The following is a 20,646-nucleotide window of genomic DNA, read 5'->3' as shown; positions in this document are numbered from 1 at the left end:
GAAATTATTGTTTACAAGTTCTTATAGAGAGGTTCTTCCTCGTTTAATAGCAACATATGATGTTTTGAAATATGGAACAAAGATTGTATTACGTTAAAACATTAAAGTTTAATAGCAACATATGATGTTTTGAAATAAAAGATTGTTACAAGATTCTAAACTTAATATATGTGTTTAATAGCAACATATGATGTTTTGAAATTTTTAATGTTCTAGGTTTTAATGTTGTGCTTAATTTGTTTAATAGCAACATATGATGTTTTGAAATTTAAAAAAAATGAATTTAACGCAAAAGAAAAAGGGAGTTTAATAGCAACATATGATGTTTTGAAATATAATATCAAAAGAAATGTACGAGGATAGCATAGAAGTTTAATAGCAACATATGATGTTTTGAAATACAATAAGATAGTCAAAATCTTTCATCCATCCAGTTGTTTAATAGCAACATATGATGTTTTGAAATGTATGAGTAACAGGAAGCATTTGCGTTTTATCAAAAGTTTAATAGCAACATATGATGTTTTGAAATTTTGATGTTGATCTGTCTTTTATGAATGGCTTTGCGTTTAATAGCAACATATGATGTTTTGAAATAGCACGTTCTTTAAGGCTCACAAGCGATATTATTCTGTTTAATAGCAACATATGATGTTTTGAAATACATTGCACAGGCCACAACATCCGAATGGGAGAATGGTTTAATAGCAACATATGATGTTTTGAAATTATCTATACTGTTCGTTGTCTCGTTATAGACCTGTTCGTTTAATAGCAACATATGATGTTTTGAAATTACAATTTCATAATAAACACCCCTTTCAAAGTCGACGTTTAATAGCAACATATGATGTTTTGAAATTTCGTAAGCATAACGCCACCCAATGCACAGAGCCCGTTTAATAGCAACATATGATGTTTTGAAATTTGCGAGATTTGCAACCCAAAGACTCACAAATACTAGTTTAATAGCAACATATGATGTTTTGAAATAGATAAGGTTTTAAACATTCCCTTTCATCTTTTTCAGTTTAATAGCAACATATGATGTTTTGAAATTATGCTTTATTATCTATATACATCTGTGGCTTAAAAGTTTAATAGCAACATATGATGTTTTGAAATCCAGCTTTGGTATAGTTTTGGCAATTTAAGCTGGCAGTTTAATAGCAACATATGATGTTTTGAAATAGACATGATAATGAACTCTACCGGACTTTTGAAATTGTTTAATAACAACATATGATGTTTTGAAATGTATCTAAGATTTTAGAATGACGGTTAGCACCTCGGTTTAATAGCAACATATGATGTTTTGAAATGTTGATCCAGCAATCCCAATATAGAATCAAATCCTTGTTTAATAGCAACATATGATGTTTTGAAATAAACTTGAAAAAGCAAGATTTCTAAAGTGTACCAAGGTTTAATAGCAACATATGATGTTTTGAAATGGTTTTAGCAACAAATTCTTCTTTAGATAATCAGCTGTTTAATAGCAACATATGATGTTTTGAAATACATTCAATCTTCAGGCCAATTCTTCAACCATTTCAGTTTAATAGCAACATATGATGTTTTGAAATAGGCTTAATTCTACCTTGGATAAATCCTCTGCCTTAAGTTTAATAGTAACATGTGATGAAAAAAAGTTTTTAAATAAACATTTAAAAATTATTTAGGAGGTGTAAAAATATGTTATAATATAGTAAAGTTGATTTAGTTTTATGTATTTAAAAAAATAGTAACAAAAAGAAATGAGGAATAATGATGAAAATTTATGAATACAAAGTGAAGATAAAATTAAAACAAGATTTAGAATATTCCCAATTGGCGGAAAAAACAAGTTATTATATTGATAGTATACTCACAGAAGATAATGAATTTCTATCATACCATACGGGTAAGCAATACAAAGGATATGTTCATGATTTGTTATATCCAATTGAAAATGCAGGTCTCTACAAAAAGAATAAAATATATACTATGCGAATTCGAATGGTTGAAGATAAGTTGGTTCAATATTTAATGGCAAAACTATCTTTTCATGAAACAAATGAATTTGAAGGTGTTGGTGGTGAGATTAAAATTATACAAAAAAGAAATATTCAAAGAATATATTCAATAACACCTGTTATTTTAAAAAATCCTGGTTTAGGTTACTGGAAAGGTCACATGACATTAGAAGATTTTGAGAAAAGATTAAAAGATAATCTTATTAAAAAATATAAATTCTTTACTGGAAAAAATATTGATGAGAGTTTATCTTTATATGATCTTATAGAATTTAAGAATAAAGTTCCAGTAAAGCTGCCATACAAAAGTATTAATCTACTAGGTGATAAAATTGTTTTAGAAATTGCTCAGAATGAACAAGCACAAGAATTGGCTTATTTGGCATTAGGTGTAGGATTGTTAGAAAATAATAGTAGAGGGTTTGGATTTGTTAACTTTAAATACATGTAGAAGGAGGTGTAGATATGCTACAAGAGGCATTGGAAATCTTTGAAAAAAAACTAAGAAAAAACAGTAGAATTATTATTGACTCTCATACCCTAAAAGATGGTACATATAGATTAATCGAAATAGGAGATGATGATAATTGGAAGGTTACAAAAAATTTAAATGTTTATTTTGATAAAAAGTCCAAAGAAACGGTTGGTCATAATGATGAAGATTATTTGTTTATTCAAGAATTGGATTACTATAGTAAACTCCTAGAAATGAATAAGCCTATTGATCCAAAGAAAATTATACATACAAACAATTATCTTTCTATTGCAGTAAAAAAAGAAAGTATTGTTCTTAATAAGCTCACTCCTGAAATTATCAAAAACTTTTTCAGCATACTAAAAAATCCTATTGTCAAGTATGAGAAAAAAGCAAAATCAAGAGAATTATATAGAAATGTAGAAGAACAACTTGGGCCAGCAGATGTTGATTTGATTAACAAAATAGAGAATTATGTTTTAAATCATGATATTTTTAAGGATGAAGATATTGATTTGACTAAGAAAAATTATGTAAAGATATTCTTTGTTTTCACAGACAGAGAGAAGACTATAGAATATTATAAAAAAGAAAGCGAACGTTATTTACTCCCTAATTTATATAATAGTAATGATTATAATTTTGATGATGAGGGAATCATTTTAGGCTTGCCTAATAATAATATGGGAATGAACTCTAAAAAACCATTTTTAGAGAATAAAACACGTAAAGTTAAAGTTCCTTATTTATTAGATCAACAAAAAGCATTATTACAATCTCAATTATTTGATTATTTATTAGGGGAAGTTTCCAAGGGAAAATATAATATCTATATAAATAATTTTCAAAACAAAGAAGATATTAAAGCCTATACAGATTTAGAAGAACCTGAAGATTTGATGAGTGGATACTATCTCAGATGTCGAAAAGAAAAAAATGAAGTTGAAATTATTCATGCTGATAACATAAGTCATTATTCAAAACTTTTAAAAAAACCATTTATGCTTAAAAATTATATAGGGATATCACAAAAAGATATAGATAAATCCACACTCCCTTATGGTAATTCAATAGATAATTTATGGCAGATTAGGCATTTGATTGATAGTGTATTTTTTGAAGGAAGATTACAATTTAATCTTTACAGTAGAATGGAAGACATTCAAATCAATGATGCAGTTTTGAAAAGGTGTCTATTAGAAAATCGTGGGGTTTTATCTGCTTGGTTTTATCAAGGTGAAAAGAATCAAATAAGGGCATCATTAGATAAATTTACAATGGAACTGATTAAAAATGCTATTTTGAAAGATGAAACTTTTAAAGCACAAAGACAATTTAATTTAAGATGGTCTTTATTATCTTATTTTAATGATGAAAGGAAAATAGGTGAAAAGATGGAAGACGTACAAGAGAAACTGAGAAAACATATTAATTCAAAGAAAGGTGAGAAATGGGAGTTTGATGATGATTATGAATTTGGATATGCAATTGGACAACTAGCACAATATTTCTTATCATTAAATAAATCAAATAATAAATCATCAGCATATATTAATGCATTTTTAAATGCCAAAGATATTTCTTTGATGAAGAAAAAAATTATGAACTCATATAAGAAGTATAATTATTTAATTAATCCTATTGAGGGAGGTAGAGTTCAGCAACTCGTTGAACATATTATGTTATATACACCGCAAGTATTGCACGCTGAATATATTTTAGCTGGTTTTAGTGCTATGATGTTAGTATATGAAAAGAATAAGGAGGAAAAAGAAAATGGATAAAAGAGTTTATGGAGTTTTGGGAGTGAGTTCAATCATGGCAAATTGGAATGCTGATTTTACAGGATATCCAAAAACAACAACCAGTGGAGATACTTATGGAAGTGACAAAGCTTTTAAATACCCTATGAAGAAAATGTGGGAAAACCAAGGAGAGAAAGTCCTTTATATTAAATCTATGAAACTTTCACCTGATAAAAAAGGGGAGGTTAATTTAGTTCCACGTAGTTTAAAAGAAAGATATGAGTATTTATTTAATGTTAATGATTTGAAAGAATGTAAAGATACTTCAGAAGTTTTAAAAAATTTATTTCATGCAATTGATGTAAAAAACTTTGGTGCAACATTTGCTGAGGTGGGGATGAATATTTCTATACCAGGTGCTGTACAATTTGGTCAGGGATTTAATAAATATCGTGATACAGAGCCCCAAGAACAACAAATTCTTTCACCATTCCGTGACGCTACAAAAACAACTGTGGAAGATGGAGAAGCAAAAAACTCAACATTAGGAACAAAAATTGTTAGTGATGAAGCTCATTATTTTTATCCATTTGTTGTGAATCCTGACGCTTATAATGAATTTGTGAAATTAGGAGTAACAGAAGGTTATACGGATGACGATTATTTGAAATTTAAAGAAACTTCACTTGTTTCGGCAACAGCGTTTGCAACGAATTCTAAAGAAGGTTGTGATAATGAATTTGGATTATTTGTTGAAACTGATAATCATCTTTATTTGCCTAATTTAACAGAGTATATTGACTTTGAAAAGACAGATTCAAAGAACATTATTCATATATATCTCAAAGATATATTAGAGGGATTAGAATCTCAAATTCAAACAATAGAAGTATACTATAATCCAGTAACAACATCAATAAACTGTGATTTTGAAGGAGTTAAATATTTACATATTGTGACTAGAAAAGAGGTTTAATTTATGAAGGCTATAAAATTTACTTTAAGGGGAAAAACAGCTTTCTTTAAAAATCCAGAAGTGAATACTTATTATTATTTTACATATGGAAATATTCATAAACCTGCTTTGCTAGGGATTTTTGGGGCTATATTAGGATATCGTGGTTATGAAAGTGAGTTTGATACATATCCTCAATATTATGAAAAATTGAAAGATATTTCTGTTTCTATTGTTCCTCATAAGGAAAACGGACATTTTTATCGTAAGATTCAATATTTTAATAATTCAGTAGGATATGCATCTCATGAACAGGGAGGAAATCTTGTTGTTAAGGAACAATGGTTGGAAAACCCTGAATGGAGTATATATGTCTTGATTGGCAATGAAGAAAGTCAAAAACTAGCAGAAATGATCATGAACAAACAATGTGTTTATACTCCGTATCTTGGTAAAAATGATCATCTTGCTATTATAGAAGATACAAAGTTAGTTGAACTTCAAGAGAGAAATTGTCAAGATATACAAATTCATAGCTTATCTTTGGCTTCAATGTTAGAATACAATTGGCGAACAGCGATGTTTAAATATGAAGAGTACTTACCAATCTCTCTTAAAGAAAGTACCAATCATTATCAATTAGAAAAAATGCTTTTGACTGATGCAATTGTTAAGAATAGTTATGTACCGATATATTCTGATGGAGAAATAAATGTTACTTTTTATTGATTATAATGAAATTATAGATAGTCATGCATTGTTTTATGCACATACTGATGATCAAAGAAAAGAATTATTAAAAGAGCATATTGATAGATGTCAAAAGTATTTTCAAAAATTGTATGATGATAAAAATATAGAAATGGTTATTCAACGGTTTCATCAAAATTTGCATTTTCAAAATGAGAATGCAAGTTTTGACTTTCTCAAAGAATTATTAATTCAGCTTGTATCATTTCATGATTTTGGTAAAATCAATCCTGAATTTCAACGAATAAAAATGCATAACAATATTGGTAAGCCATATCAGGGATTAAAAAAATCAGATCATTCATTTTTCTCAGCTATCATTTATTTGGATTATTTTCTTTATAAACTATCATTGAATGAAATACTCGTAGATGACGATAGATACATTTTGGAGAGAATCATTGTAGAACATGCCTATATTATTGCTAGGCATCATAGTCACCTGGAAAGTTTATCACAGTTTACTCAATGTCTAAAAGAGAATCAAACCAATTGTTTAATAAAAAATTTATTATCAAATCCATTAAGTGGTTATAAAGGTCTCAAATATATAACTGAAGGAAATATTGATGTATTAAAGAAACTTGTATATCATCTTTATGATGAGCATCCAGATTATTCTTTTGAAGAATCAGCTATACATTATTTCTACTATCGTTTAACTTATTCTCTTTTAGTAGCAAGTGATTATTATGCGACAAGTGAATTTATGAATGATCATGATTATAACATTATAGGAGGTAAACTTTCTATTCAAGATTATCAGGAAGAATATAACACTTCCAAGTTATTAAAATCAATTCGGGACTATGAGAAAAAGAGTTATCAAGGCATGACTAAACATTTTGATAATATTTTACAGATGAATGATTTAAGAAGTGAATTGTTTTTAGATGCTGAAAAAAATCTATTAAATGATTTAGATAAATCTATTTATTTTCTAGAGGCACCAACGGGTAGCGGGAAGAGCAATACTGCCTTTAATTTGAGTTTTCATTTAATGCAAAATAGAAAGAAGATGTTTTACATTTATCCTTTCAATACACTTGTAGAGCAAAACAGGCAAACATTGAATAAATTATTTCCTCAAAAAAAGTTCCAAGATCAAATTGTTGTTGTGAATTCTTTGACACCACTTCCTCAAAGTCACAGGGAATATAAAGATAATGATGATTCTACTGATTTTTATCAAAAATTATTATTAGATAGACAATTTTTAAATTATCCATTGATTTTATCTACGCATGTTAGTTTTTTCAATTTGCTTTTTGGTGATAAGCGGGAAGATGTTATGGGATTTCATCAATTATCTGAATCAGTGATTGTATTAGATGAAATACAAAGTTATAGAAATGAAATTTGGGCAGAAATGATTATCTTATTAAAGGCGTGTGCTGAATTAATGAATATGAAAATTATCATGATGTCAGCAACACTTCCCAATTTAGAAAAATTATCTGGACAAAATCATGTGATAAAACATTTATTACCAAATTGTCAGTTATATTATCAGCATAGACTTTTTAAAGAAAGGGTTATTCCTCATTATGAGTTATTAGAAAATGATATTGATTTAGAAGATTTAAAGAATCATATTATTGTTCATCAAAGTCACGATAAAAAAATACTAGTTGAATTTATTTTTAAAAACACTGCCTATGAATTTTACAAAATGCTATCAGAATGTGATGATATTATTGTAGATGTCAAATGTATAACTGGAGATGACTCACTTTTAGAACGTGAAAAAATACTAAAACCTATCAAATCAAATGAAACATCAGGACTTATTTTAATAGCTACTCAGGTTATTGAAGCAGGTGTGGATATTGATATGGATATAGGGTATAAAAACATCTCATTATTAGATAGTGAAGAACAATTTTTTGGACGTATAAATAGATTGTGTCAAAAAAAGGGACATGTTTATTTTTTTAAACATGATGGGTATAAGACCATATATCGTAGCGACTATCGAGCAAGTGATGCATTAACCCTTATGTGTAATGATATGAGAAATATTTTTTCGAATAAAGATTTTGGTCAATATTATGATCGTATTATGCAAATTATTAAAAAAGCAAAAAATGAGAGTACTAATGATAGCGGACTGGATTATTTTTTTAATCACCTTGTCTTTAAATTGGATTTTTCAGAAATATCGAAAAAGATGAAGTTGATTGATGATGAAAACTGGTCTATCGATGTTGTGTTTTGTAGGAAAATCGAATTAGATGATGGATCCATTTTAGATGGATGGACTGTATGGAACTTATATAAAAATTTATTACAAGACAATGAGATGAATTATGCAGAAAAACAAGTTAAATTGATTGAAGTCAGAAGCAAATTAAGTTACTTTACATATAAATTAAAAAACAATATTGATATTCAATATAATGATATTATTGGTGAATTGTACTGTATTGAAGATGCAAGTGGATATTTTGTTAATGGAAAGTTGGATAGAGAGAAACTTGGAAAATCAAGTTATGATATTTTATAATGAAAGGGAGTCTTGATATGAAGGTGAATGGAACGTTAATGAATTATTATATTCATTGTCCACGACAATGTTATTTGCATGCACATAGACTAAACCTAGAAAATAATAGTGAAGATGTTAAAGTGGGGAAAGCATTACATGAAAGCAAATATTTAAATGATGTTAATGCTGAAATTGCTATTGAAAATATTAGACTTGATAAATTAACAAAAGAATATCTCACTGAAACTAAGAAAAGTGATGCCGATGTAGAAGCAAGTCGTTGGCAATTGATTTTTTATCTATATAAACTTAAAGAGAAAGGGGTAGAAAGAAAGGGGAAGTTAGAATTTATTCAAAAAAACAAGGAAAAGAAGACAGTTATTATTGAGTTAGATGAGCAATTGGAGACTGAATTGTTAATAAAAATTAATGAAATTGAAAAATTATTGAAGAGTGAACAGGTTCCTAGTGTTATAGAAAAGAAACATTGTAAAAAATGTGCGTATTACGAATATTGCTATATATAGGAGAAAGAAAATGGGATCAACAAAATATATTACAAGTATGGGCGAATTGAGTCGTAAAGATAATTCATTATGTTTTCGAAAGAACCAGAAAAATGTTTATTTACCAATTGAGAATATTAAGGAAATTTATTGTATGAATGAGATTTCTATTAATACGAAGTTACTTGATTACATTTCTAGTAAAAATATAATGGTTCATTTCTTTAACTATTATGGATTTTATTCAGGAACATTTTATCCTCGAGAACAATACAATAGTGGGAGATTATTAGTTAAAGAGGTAGAGGCTTATCATTCAGAAAAAAGAATTGTTATTGCAAGAAAAATAGTTAAAGCTATTGCGGTAAATATAGACGAGGTTTTATATCATTATTATAAACATAACAATAAAGAGGTAAAAAATACAATAGATTGGATTCGTGGTGATTTTAAGAAATTGATATATGAGCAAAATGATATTCAATCTATTATGCTTCTAGAAGGAGAACTATGGCAAAGGTTTTATTCAGCATTTCAATTTATTTTACCTACTGATTTTATGCTTAATAAACGTGTAAGAAGACCACCGGATAATCCAATTAATGCTCTTATTTCTTTTGGAAATTCTTTATTATATACGAAATGTATTTCGATTATTTATCAAACACATTTAAATCAAACGATAAGTTATTTGCATGAGCCAAGTGAAAGCAGATTTTCGTTAAGTTTAGATTTAAGTGAAACGTTCAAACCAGTCATTGTTTTTAAAACTATTTTTGATTTAGTCAATAACAAAAAATTAAGAGTTAAAGATCATTTTGAGAAGAAAGTGAATTATTGTATTCTTAATGAGACAGGTAGACAAATTTTTATTCAGGCTTTTGAAGAACGGTTAGATAAGACTTTTGTAAATAAGAAATTAAATCGTAAAATGACTTATAAAACTGCAGTCAAAATGGATTGCTACAAATTGATTAAATATTTGTTAGAAGATAAAGATTTTGAATTCTTTTCTTTGAAAGAAGGCCAATAATGAAGAAAAAGTATAACTATAATTATGCAATTGTATTTTATGATATTGGAGAAAAGCGTGTTCAAAAGGTTTTTAAAATATGTAAAAAATATTTATCACATTTTCAATATTCTGTATTTAGAGGGGAGATTACCCCATCAAAACTAATTTCTTTAAAAACCGAATTAAATAAAGTCATTAATAAAGAGGAAGATTTTATATGTATTATAAAAACATTTAATGATAATGTATTTGATGAGGAAGTTTTAGGTAATAAAAAGAGTGAAGGTGATGAATTGATCATATAATTTACCAGCTAAATTTATCTTTATAATTGAAATTATACTGATTAAATCAGATAAAAGTGATATTTTTAGAATAATTTTTGTTATAATCATTTTTACTTGGAAAAAAATCGTAAAAACATTGATGAAATCAGTGTTATTTGATTTGTTATAGTCATGAAAACGTTGATTTATCTAGGCTTAATAGCAACATATGATGTTTTGAAATTCATTTAAATTTATAATTTGTCCACTTTTAAAGCAAGCGCTTAATAGCAACATATGATGTTTTGAAATTGGAAAAATATCTAATGATGTTTGGTATGATGTGTAGCTTAATAGCAACATATGATGTTTTGAAATAATATAGATGGAATACGCATCTGTTTTGTTGCTAAAGCTTAATAGCAACATATGATGTTTTGAAATCTGAATCTATCATTAAACCACTGTCCGATTGAACCGGCTTAATAGCAACATATGATGTTTTGAAATAGTTTGTTATCTCTTAATGTTCCGATAATACCAGCCGCTTAATAGCAACATATGATGTTTTGAAATAGTATGATTTTTATCAATAACAGTTTTATCATATCGCTTAATAGCAACATATGATGTTTTGAAATTCAAAAGGAATTAGCCAATTTACATAAGAAAGATAAGCTTAATAGCAACATATGATGTTTTGAAATTTACTATTAGGAAGTTGCCATATAAGCCCCCAATTCGCTTAATAGCAACATATGATGTTTTGAAATTCATTAAATGGCTTGTATGAGTTTTTCCAATTTCGGCTTAATAGCAACATATGATGTTTTGAAATAATGTTTTGCATGCTCCGCCTGAAACTTTTCCGAAGCTTAATAGCAACATATGATGTTTTGAAATAAATTGCCTTTTCTTTTAACGGGATTGACAAGCATTGCTTAATAGCAACATATGATGTTTTGAAATTTTTGAATGACTTTAAAAGGGGATGTAAAAAAGTATGCTTAATAGCAACATATGATGTTTTGAAATTTGATATTTCAAAAATAGGAAATTACAAGGACTTTGGGCTTAATAGCAACATATGATGTTTTGAAATAACAAGTTATTTTAACAGTAAGAAAGTGAGGACGATGCTTAATAGCAACATATGATGTTTTGAAATATGATAGAACATTAGGAGATATTACACCCGTTAATAGCTTAATAGCAACATATGATGTTTTGAAATTTATTGGTAATAAAAACAATTTAGATCTTGTAAATGGCTTAATAGCAACATATGATGTTTTGAAATCTTTCATAGTGACCAACCTTTGCTTTTGTAACAGTAGCTTAATAGCAACATATGATGTTTTGAAATCTAAATACACAACTGAAACTAATAAGCCATAAAAGGGCTTAATAGCAACATATGATGTTTTGAAATTGGCCATTTATACAATGATTGTGGGATTCTATTTTGGCTTAATAGCAACATATGATGTTTTGAAATAAGGTTGCATCATTTCCTAGAACCCAATAATTTGTAGCTTAATAGCAACATATGATGTTTTGAAATTCGACTAGACTATAAGCATAATCAACCATTTCTATAGCTTAATAGCAACATATGATGTTTTGAAATGCAAGTTTATCATATATAACGATATAAATATCACTGCTTAATAGCAACATATGATGTTTTGAAATAGTTTATGTATTGGGTAGTGTTAAGAACATCTCACGGCTTAATAGCAACATATGATGTTTTGAAATCAAGAATATAATCCAAATCATTAAAAAGATACATAAGCTTAATAGCAACATATGATGTTTTGAAATTTCTTTACGTCGAAAAATCTACATTTTTATTCCACGCTTAATAGCAACATATGATGTTTTGAAATAAAAATACAATGAATGAAATTTTGAAATATAGAAAGCTTAATAGCAACATATGATGTTTTGAAATCAGATACTATCAAATACACGCTCCGAAACCTTAACCGCTTAATAGCAACATATGATGTTTTGAAATATGAATCTGCTCGAATTTCTTTCAATTCACACGAATTGCTTAATAGCAACATATGATGTTTTGAAATTGAGACATAATTTTATAAACTAAATAGCGATTTCTAGCTTAATAGCAACATATGATGTTTTGAAATGGTTTTGCAGACATGCTTCAAGATCATTTGAATTTCGCTTAATAGCAACATATGATGTTTTGAAATTTACTGCAATCTTGATGATCTAAAAGTAAAGAAGATGCTTAATAGCAACATATGATGTTTTGAAATTAGACAGAATGGACATAACAACTACGACCATCATATGCTTAATAGCAACATATGATGTTTTGAAATGAAATACTTAAAAATTATGTTGGTTCTTCTATAAAGCTTAATAGCAACATATGATGTTTTGAAATGAAATACTTAAAAATTATGTTGGTTCTTCTATAAAGCTTAATAGCAACATATGATGTTTTGAAATTGTCTATGCAACTAAGACAATAAAAAGCAATAATCAGCTTAATAGCAACATATGATGTTTTGAAATTATTCTAGAAAATATAAAAAACAAGCAGGAAATCCAGGCTTAATAGCAACATATGATGTTTTGAAATATACCTGGAGTAGCTTATCCTCGTCTTTGAGGACTGGCTTAATAGCAACATATGATGTTTTGAAATAGGTAAGACAATGGCTATGACTTATCTTGCGTTAAAGCTTAATAGCAACATATGATGTTTTGAAATTTTTACGTTTAAGTTTTTTTGCCGTACCTTTTCTCAGCTTAATAGCAACATATGATGTTTTGAAATGTTTTCTATTTTCCTAAGGCCTAACCTTGATTACAGGCTTAATAGCAACATATGATGTTTTGAAATCCCTTAACTCCTCTTCAGTTTCTTGTGACATACCATTGTTTAACAGTAGCATATTATGTTTAGCAAGTGGTTTTATTTTATTGTCTTTGTTGTTATAAAGATGAAAAAAGTGAAGATGAGCTAAATCATTCTTCACTTACAAAATTCATTCTTTAAGCTTTAATTGCCCATCTCATTTTAGTTGATCTAGCACGGCTATTAATGTGACATTCTTCTTTGCTAGGACGTATCACATTTCTTGCAATCTCACTATAAATCCCAAGATTTTTCATTTCTTTAAAAGCTTTTTTAACAATTCTATCTTCTCCAGAATGAAAAGTAAGAATAGCCACTCTACCACCTGGTTTGAGAATACTAGGAAGTTTTTCCATGAATTCCATAAGTACATCAAATTCACTATTAACTTCAATACGAAGTGCTTGAAAAACTCTTGCAGCCGACTTTTTAATTGAATCTTTTCTCTCTTTAGTAGGAATAAAAGAAAGGCTTTTTTCGATAATCTTATAGAGTTCAGTAGTCGTGTTTATAGGATGTCCAGCTTTTAAAAACGAATCTATATTAGATGCTATTTCTTTTGCATATGGTTCATCAGAATTTACAATAAAAAGTAATTCTAACTGTTCTCTTGTTAATTGTTGTAATCTTTGAGAAGCGGGGATACCTTTTTCAGGATTAAGTCTTAAATCTAAAGGACCTTCTTTTTTATAGGAAAACCCTCTTTCTGGATTATCGATTTGCATTGAAGATACACCTAAATCCGCTAAAACGAAATCAAATAAACCAACGTCTTTTGATACCAAATCAATATCTTTAAAGTTGCATTGTTTAATTGTTAAAAGATCTTCACCATATCCTTTGTTTAATAATCTTTCTTTTGTTTTTATACTTTCGATAGGATCAATATCTAGAGCATATATATGTCCAGTATGATTTAAAGATTCTAGCATCTTTAAAGTATGTCCACCGTATCCAAGCGTACAATCTAATCCAATTTGTCCTTCTTTAATATCTAAAAACTCAAGTATTTCATTTACCATAATAGATAAATGCATGCCTACAGGTGTACTGCCCTTTTTAATCACTTTTTCAATTGTTTCAGGATATAATTCAGGATTCAATTCTTTATATTTTTCATTATATTTTTTAGGATGTGTTCCTTTATATCTCACTCTTCGTTTATGTTGTTTTTCCATCAATAATAGACCTCTCTTTTATATATAGCTAATATCTATATTATCATCATAAAATGATATATGTCTAGATAAATAAATCATCTCTACATGATTTATCTACAAAATTTGCTCATAATATGTTACTCTATAAGAAGAAAGGGTGATAATATGATAGAAGACATAACAAAAACCGTGAGAAAAGAATTTATATACGAAATATATTATAGAACAGTAGAGATTCCAAAAGAATATGAAAAAATAACGCGAAAGAAGATGATTAAAGAAATTTTTGATTATTATAGAGAAGATAATCATTTAGAACTCTGCTTATCTTATCAAGATATGATAGAATTAAACGAAATCATCAAAAATGGTAATATTTTAACATTGGAAAAGAGCCATCTTTATCAATTACTGTTATTGAATTTTATTGATTATAAAACATTTTGTATTCACGAAGATATTTTACCTTTTATAAAAGAGAAAATAAAAACTTTTGATTTAGAGGCAGCAAAACAAAGAGATGAAATGAATCATTTGGTAATAGGAATGATTAAAGGATATGGTATTATTAAAGAACAAAATTTAAATCAAATGATAAATATCTTCAATGAAATCAATGGAACCCATTTAGATTTAGAAAGAGATGTCTTACAAAATCGAATTGCCAGAGAGTATTATGAGATTATAGATAGTGAATACGGTTATTATATTGTTTATAAAATATTCGATGAATATATTGATGAACATATGGAAATACAAAATGAAGGTCCACTTTATGTAAAGATATTTGAATATAATTCATTAATGAATATTGCCCAATATGATTTCGATATCTCAAATTCTAAAATCAAAAAATTATATGATCAAATAAACCAAATTAAATCACAATATGCAAGAGATAACATAAAAGAAAATCTTATGATTATGTTAAATTTAGGTCATAACTATCAAGATATTGAAGATTTCTTTTTAAGATTTCCATATTTAAAAGATAAATTGTCTCCTCTATTATTAAAATGTATTAAAAATGCTATGAATGACATACCTATAGCAATTTTTAATGGAATGACAATAAATGAAATGTTAGAAAAAGAAGAGCAAAAAGAAAATAATTCAAAGTACTTAAAATCAGTTCAACAAATTCGTGCATGTCTTGGTGAAAAAGAAGCAAAGTATTTTTATAAAATGTATATGAACTTATTGGATTATGTGAATAAAAAGTATCATATTATACAAGAAAATCATTTAGCTACTGCACGACATGTAGAACCATTAGATCAAGTGAAAGTGAGAAATAAAATGTTTGAGGACATGTCAATTATTGACGAATATATACAACGTAATCCAAATCATTTAAACAGTACAATATTAAAACAGATTGAAGAAGTGAAAAATGCTATTATGGTGAATTGTATCATTGTTAAATATGAGAAAAACTATACATTAATTATGGATGATCAAGATATTCTTTATGCTATTATTGGCGGAGTGAGTAATCTAGATGAAGTCATTCCATCTCAAGAACTTCCTTATATGTGCAAATTAGTGTTAGTTCCATATAAAGGGAAAATATTATATGACGGAGTTATTGAAGGAACAAATATTCAGATGGGATCAGGAATTCAATCAAGAATCATAGAAAGTATAAAGAATACGGAAATACATAAAACATTACCTATTATTGTCAATTAGATAGGAGAAAATAAAAATGAATTATGCAGATGAATTAAAGGGCATTCAAACTGAAAATGAAAAATATTTAAATGTTTTTTATGGGATTTAAGAAAAGAAGGGCTTGTTGAGAAAACAATACGAAAACATATGAATAATGTTGAATTTTATATCAATGAGTTTTTACTTTATTATGAACCTAGAAAGATGGTTATGGGATGTTATGTAATTAATGAATTTCTAGGTAATTGGTTCATTAGAAAAGCAATGTGGTCAACAGCGACAACTGTTAAAGAAAACTGTGCGAGCCTAAAGAAATTCTATAAAGTCATGTTTGAAAATAAATTCATAAATAATGAAGACTATGCAGAATTAGTGAGTATAATTAAGTGTCAAAAAGAAGATTGGCTTAGAACTGTTAAAGAATACAATAATTATGAGATTGATTGGTAGACACATATGATATCAAATATATAAAATTATAATAGTGATGATTTCTAGTTGAATACTTTAATCGTTAAAATTTCGATTTTACATGAAAGAAATTGATTTTCTTGTAATGTTTATGTTACAATGGGCACATGTCAAATTGAAAGGAAATATTTATGGGAAAAGTTAACAAATTAGGACAATATAAAGGTATTGAAGTCAAAGTAGAAAAACATACTGCAACTGATGAAGAAGTCAATCAACAAATCGAAGCTATGGTTGCTCAAAATCCCACTTTTGTAGAAAAAGATGGTGAAGTAGAGCATGGAGATATGACAACAATTGATTTTGAAGGATTTAAAGATGGTATTGCTTTTGATGGTGGAAAAGCAGAAGGACATCAGTTAGAAATTGGATCAGGACAATTTATTCCTGGTTTTGAGGAACAAATGATTGGTATGAAAAAAGGGGAAACAAGAGATTTAAATCTTACATTCCCAGAAGATTATGGAATGGCTGATTTAGCTGGTGCTGATGTTATTTTCAAAGTTAAATTACATAAGATTGAAAATAAGAAAGATTCAGAATTAAACAATGAATTTGTGGCATCTTTAAATGTTCCAAATATGGAAACAGTTGAAGATTTACAAAATCAGATGAAAGTTCAACTTCAATCACAACATGATCAAAAGTATAGAACAGATGTAGAAAATGCTATTTTCGATAAGTTGATTCAAGCAAGTGATGTAGAAGTAAGTGATGAAGATATTCAAAGAGCAATGGAACAACATATTCAGCATATCCGTATGGAATTAGCTCAACAAGGTATGCAATTAGAACAATACTTACAAATGACTGGTGCAAATGAAGAAATATTACGTCAGCAATTAGAACCATCAGCTAGACAACAAGCTATTTTTGAAGCAATTATTGATGAAATTGTAACTGTTGAAAACATAACAACAACTGATGAAGAAGTAGATCAGCAAGTTGAAATGATTGCTCAACAAAATCAAATGACTAAAGAAGATGTTTTAACAAGAATTCAACCAGATGACTTGAAACGTGATTATAATCGTATGAAAGCAAGTCAATTAGTTATTCAAAGTGCTCAAATTAATAATTAATAAAATGAAGATTCATTCTTAAGGGAATGAGTCTTTTCTTATATAAAAAAGTTCTCTTTAAAAGAGAACAAAAACAAATCCAGATATTTATAATAAAAGTAAAAGAAGGGAGAATATAAATGATAAAGAGAATAAAAGAATGGTTAATGAATGAAGAAGAGGGAGATAGGGATGAAGAAAAATATAAAATTGTTCAATATAAAATTCATAATTATGATTTGTTAGATAAAATAGGTGAAGATATTAAAAATCATAACTTTGTTATTTGTATCATAGATGAAAACTATCTCATCAGAACATTAGATTTTATTTCAGGAATAACTTTTGTTTTAGATGTTCAGGAGGTCGTTTTGAGTCAAAATATTTATCTTTTTATTCCATATGATTTCGATTATAAGCCCATTTCATAAAGAATTTCATTAACTGTAAAAAGATCATAAATATGATGTTGGATACAATAAATAATAACAATATCAAATTCATTATTTAAAGCCAATGCATACTGTGCACTTGTTAGTAATAATTCAAATTCTTCCAAGGTAAGTTCTAAAGCAAGTCCTAAAGCAACAACTGTTTTTCTTGAAGGATGATATTTTGGATTTCTAATTTTTGAAAATAATTTGGCATTGATATGAGCTTTTCGATAAATATATGAATCTTTTTCTAATGGATATTTGATATGAATAAAATGATACAACAACTCAATAAAAGTATAAAAAGCATAAGGATTTTCATTCATGAAATCCTTATTGTTTTTTATTTTCCATTCTAGACTCTTAATTTCTTTAATCATTTCATTTATCATGATTGATAAAATGCTGATTCAAAAAATTTTTAAATCTTTGAATCTGCTCCTGATTTCCAGAAATTTGAATCTTTCCACCAAAACCTATAATCCATGAATAAAAAGTGCTATTAATAATATGTTTCACTTGAACCCTATAAATTTGATTTCCAATATCGTAAGGCTTAATATCTTTCCCAAATTTATCAATCATATTTGAATAGATAGATTGATCAAAATCCAATTCAATTGTTTCCAAATTTCCTTCTCCATACATATAAGTTGTATTTTTCAGTTTTTCATGGAAACATTGCAATTGATACTCATCATAGAAAAAACTTGAGTCTTTTATAATCTCAACATCTTTTATATAATCTAAGCGATACAGTAAGCAATCATTAGGATTTCTTGCTCCTTGGCATAATAAATAATATTCATTATTAGAAAAGCAAGTATCAATCGGGGCCAACTCTACTCTTTTCAGTTTTATATCATGATTTAAACTTGGTTTTTGATAAATAAAACTGATTTTCTTTTTTTCATGAATGGCTCTTGTGATTGTTTCAAGTTCTTTATAGAAAACTTGATCATTCTCATTTTTTACAATATGCAGATTTAATTTTTTATTAAAATAAGCCTGATAATGAACACTAAACATATCTTGAATTCTCTTCTTATAGTTTTCCTTTGTTTTTAAAGTGAAGAAATCTGAACTATATACCAAATCAACAATGGCTTTTGCTTCCATTGTATCAAGCGAAGTATTGATAAAATAATAGTAGTCATTTCTACCTTGATGATAACAGGCTATCACTGTATCTTCATAATATTCATTATAATACTGCACATATTTTTTAATTAAACGATAATCAATGCTAAAATCATACTGCAGTGCGTAAATTTTTTCCTGAATATCTTTCACTGTTAAAGCATGTTTTTCATCACTGTTTTTAATAATAATATCTACCACAGCAAGAAATTTAATGAATGATTGACTGTCTTTGTTTCTTTTCATTGATAAGCACCTTCTTTCTTATATATTAAAAGATTAATACACAAAAATCAATAATGTATGCTTATATAAGCATGTATTTTCTTGTCGCATAGTTTATACTTGGATTCAAGAGGTGGATATTATGGATTATATGATTACAATCACAGGAATTTCGCATTTTATTGAAAGCGCAGATCTAGAAGCGCATCAAAAAGTTATTTTAAAAAAAGAACCTTCAAACAAGTATGACAAAGAAGCCATAGGCGTTTATATGAACGACACAATACAAATAGGATATGTAGCTAATAGTATTCATACAGTTGCAAAAGGGACCTATTCAGCTGGAAGATTATATGACAAAATTGGTGATAATGTAGTCGCTGAGATATTGGTTGTTATTCATCATGTTGCAATAGCATCTTTGTCAGTCAATTCAGGAGAATAATTTATGTTAAAAAGATTAAAAATGAGAAAGTACAAAAAAATATTTTTAATTGATAGTGAAAATGTTGGGTATCAATTGCCTAATCAATTGCCTAAAGATGTTTATATTTATTTGTTTATAAGTGATCAAAATGTACTAGAAAAAATTCATCATCAGCTTGAACAATACTCTAGACAAGTTGAAGTGGTTAATATTAAAAAAATTGTGAAACAAAATCAAGCAAAGAATGCCATGGATTTTTGTATTGTTTCTCAATTAGGAAACTTATTACATGTTTTATCTCGTAAACAAAAGGTCATTATTGTTTCTAAGGATAAAGGGTATGATGCTGCTATTGAATTTATGAAACTGCAATTTCCTAATCATCACATTGAAAGATATCCTTTATCAATGTACTGTTATTATACAACAAATCCATATGCTCAAAGAATACTCAAACAATGTCATCAAGAATTGCTAAAACGTATTTCGACATATCAAACAATGCAGAGTCTAAAAAAGTCACTGACAAAATCAGAAAAAAGCATTTTTATTATTGATGAATATGTGGAAGAAATATCAGGAGTAAAAATTTTTATTGAATTTGATATTTATCTAAATCAATTTGCATTATATCATTCTGGTAATGTCAAAAAACGCTATCAGACTTTAGAAGAAGTAAATGAAGATTATTGTTTATTAATGGACAATCTTCAAAAGAAATATCAAAAATATTATTCAAGAGAATTATTAGTAAAAGCCAAGCAGATGAATATTCATCCTTATATTGAAGAGGCTTATTTAAAGAATGAAACATTACAGAAATGCTTAGTCAATCATTTTGGACAAAATGAAGGAGTACAATTATTCAATCAGTTTATACATTCATCATAATAAAAGAGTATAGAGTGTAAATATTATCGAAATTTGTAGGCATTGGTGATAA

General features: G+C 27.5%; 17 protein-coding genes and 2 CRISPR repeat arrays. Of the genes, 14 read left to right on the top strand and 3 right to left on the bottom strand.

Annotated features, from left to right (window positions below; genetic code table 11):
- Window positions 1–41: 41 nt before the first annotated feature.
- Window positions 42–1,586: a CRISPR direct-repeat array (repeat unit 30 nt; unit sequence GTTTAATAGCAACATATGATGTTTTGAAAT).
- 184 nt (window positions 1,587–1,770) lie between these two features.
- The 8 genes from cas6 to cas2 are packed head-to-tail and all read left to right on the top strand — an operon-like array spanning window position 1,771 to window position 10,254.
- Complete coding sequence (cas6, locus tag BN350_RS10575) at window positions 1,771–2,466, top strand: CRISPR-associated endoribonuclease Cas6 (RefSeq protein WP_028043572.1); 696 nt, start codon at window positions 1,771–1,773, stop codon at window positions 2,464–2,466.
- Window positions 2,467–2,480: 14 nt separating this feature from the next.
- Entirely contained in the window at window positions 2,481–4,274 is a 1,794-nt protein-coding gene (locus BN350_RS10570; RefSeq protein WP_028043571.1) for a hypothetical protein, read from the top strand.
- Window positions 4,267–5,211, top strand: coding sequence for a type I CRISPR-associated protein Cas7 (locus BN350_RS10565; protein ID WP_028043570.1), 945 nt, complete (start codon window positions 4,267–4,269; stop codon window positions 5,209–5,211). The genes BN350_RS10570 and BN350_RS10565 overlap by 8 nt, the downstream gene beginning before the upstream one ends.
- A gap of 3 nt (window positions 5,212–5,214) precedes the next feature.
- On the top strand, window positions 5,215–5,919 hold the full coding sequence (gene cas5b / locus BN350_RS10560; RefSeq protein WP_028043569.1) for a type I-B CRISPR-associated protein Cas5b: 705 nt from the start codon (window positions 5,215–5,217) through the stop codon (window positions 5,917–5,919).
- The gene (locus BN350_RS10555) at window positions 5,903–8,446 is read left to right on the top strand and encodes a CRISPR-associated helicase/endonuclease Cas3 (RefSeq protein ID WP_028043568.1); all 2,544 of its coding nucleotides are present in this window, start codon (window positions 5,903–5,905) and stop codon (window positions 8,444–8,446) included. The genes cas5b and BN350_RS10555 overlap by 17 nt, the downstream gene beginning before the upstream one ends.
- Window positions 8,447–8,463: 17 nt before the next feature.
- On the top strand, window positions 8,464–8,955 hold the full coding sequence (gene cas4, locus BN350_RS10550; protein WP_028043567.1) for a CRISPR-associated protein Cas4: 492 nt from the start codon (window positions 8,464–8,466) through the stop codon (window positions 8,953–8,955).
- Between the two features lie 10 nt (window positions 8,956–8,965).
- Window positions 8,966–9,967 (top strand): type I-B CRISPR-associated endonuclease Cas1b, encoded by a 1,002-nt coding sequence (cas1b, locus tag BN350_RS10545; protein WP_028043566.1) that lies wholly within the window; start codon window positions 8,966–8,968, stop codon window positions 9,965–9,967.
- Window positions 9,967–10,254: a CRISPR-associated endonuclease Cas2 gene (gene cas2, locus BN350_RS10540; RefSeq protein WP_028043565.1), complete on the top strand. Its 288-nt coding sequence runs from the start codon at window positions 9,967–9,969 to the stop codon at window positions 10,252–10,254. Before cas1b ends, cas2 begins: the two co-directional genes overlap by 1 nt.
- Window positions 10,255–10,429: 175 nt before the next feature.
- Window positions 10,430–13,096: direct repeats of the CRISPR family, unit length 30 nt; unit sequence GCTTAATAGCAACATATGATGTTTTGAAAT.
- Window positions 13,097–13,248: 152 nt separating this feature from the next.
- Here cas2 and rsmH read toward each other — a convergent pair.
- Complete coding sequence (gene rsmH / locus BN350_RS10535; protein WP_028043564.1) at window positions 13,249–14,289, bottom strand: 16S rRNA (cytosine(1402)-N(4))-methyltransferase RsmH; 1,041 nt, start codon at window positions 14,287–14,289, stop codon at window positions 13,249–13,251.
- A 147-nt stretch (window positions 14,290–14,436) separates the two neighbouring features.
- On the opposite strand from rsmH, the gene BN350_RS10530 reads away from it, so the two are divergent.
- The 4 genes from BN350_RS10530 (at window position 14,437) to BN350_RS10515 (ending at window position 17,908) form a co-directional block, all read left to right on the top strand.
- On the top strand, window positions 14,437–15,963 hold the full coding sequence (locus tag BN350_RS10530; RefSeq protein WP_028043563.1) for a hypothetical protein: 1,527 nt from the start codon (window positions 14,437–14,439) through the stop codon (window positions 15,961–15,963).
- 129 nt (window positions 15,964–16,092) lie between these two features.
- Window positions 16,093–16,395: a hypothetical protein gene (locus BN350_RS19010; protein ID WP_049945554.1), complete on the top strand. Its 303-nt coding sequence runs from the start codon at window positions 16,093–16,095 to the stop codon at window positions 16,393–16,395.
- Window positions 16,396–16,547: 152 nt separating this feature from the next.
- On the top strand, window positions 16,548–17,498 hold the full coding sequence (gene tig, locus BN350_RS10520; protein WP_028043562.1) for a trigger factor: 951 nt from the start codon (window positions 16,548–16,550) through the stop codon (window positions 17,496–17,498).
- Between the two features lie 119 nt (window positions 17,499–17,617).
- Window positions 17,618–17,908, top strand: coding sequence for a cell division protein SepF (locus BN350_RS10515; protein ID WP_028043561.1), 291 nt, complete (start codon window positions 17,618–17,620; stop codon window positions 17,906–17,908).
- Here the strand turns inward: BN350_RS10515 and BN350_RS19005 are convergent.
- Together BN350_RS19005 and BN350_RS10505 are read right to left on the bottom strand one after the other, a co-directional pair.
- The gene (locus tag BN350_RS19005; protein ID WP_049945553.1) at window positions 17,890–18,291 is read right to left on the bottom strand and encodes a hypothetical protein; all 402 of its coding nucleotides are present in this window, start codon (window positions 18,289–18,291) and stop codon (window positions 17,890–17,892) included. The genes BN350_RS10515 and BN350_RS19005 overlap by 19 nt on opposite strands.
- Before the next feature lies 1 nt (window position 18,292).
- Window positions 18,293–19,297 (bottom strand): WYL domain-containing protein, encoded by a 1,005-nt coding sequence (locus BN350_RS10505; RefSeq protein ID WP_028043560.1) that lies wholly within the window; start codon window positions 19,295–19,297, stop codon window positions 18,293–18,295.
- A gap of 121 nt (window positions 19,298–19,418) precedes the next feature.
- Between BN350_RS10505 and BN350_RS19000 the strand changes: the two genes are divergently transcribed.
- On the top strand, window positions 19,419–19,721 hold the full coding sequence (locus tag BN350_RS19000; protein ID WP_044600263.1) for an HIRAN domain-containing protein: 303 nt from the start codon (window positions 19,419–19,421) through the stop codon (window positions 19,719–19,721).
- Between the two features lie 3 nt (window positions 19,722–19,724).
- Window positions 19,725–20,594, top strand: coding sequence for a PIN domain-containing protein (locus BN350_RS10495; protein WP_028043559.1), 870 nt, complete (start codon window positions 19,725–19,727; stop codon window positions 20,592–20,594).
- The last annotated feature ends 52 nt before the right edge of the window (window positions 20,595–20,646 follow it).

This window comes from Candidatus Stoquefichus massiliensis AP9 (assembly GCF_000455285.1).
In the GTDB taxonomy this organism is placed as follows: domain Bacteria; phylum Bacillota_I; class Bacilli_A; order Erysipelotrichales; family Coprobacillaceae; genus Stoquefichus; species Stoquefichus massiliensis.
This window is presented reverse-complemented; position numbering and strand designations above follow the sequence as displayed.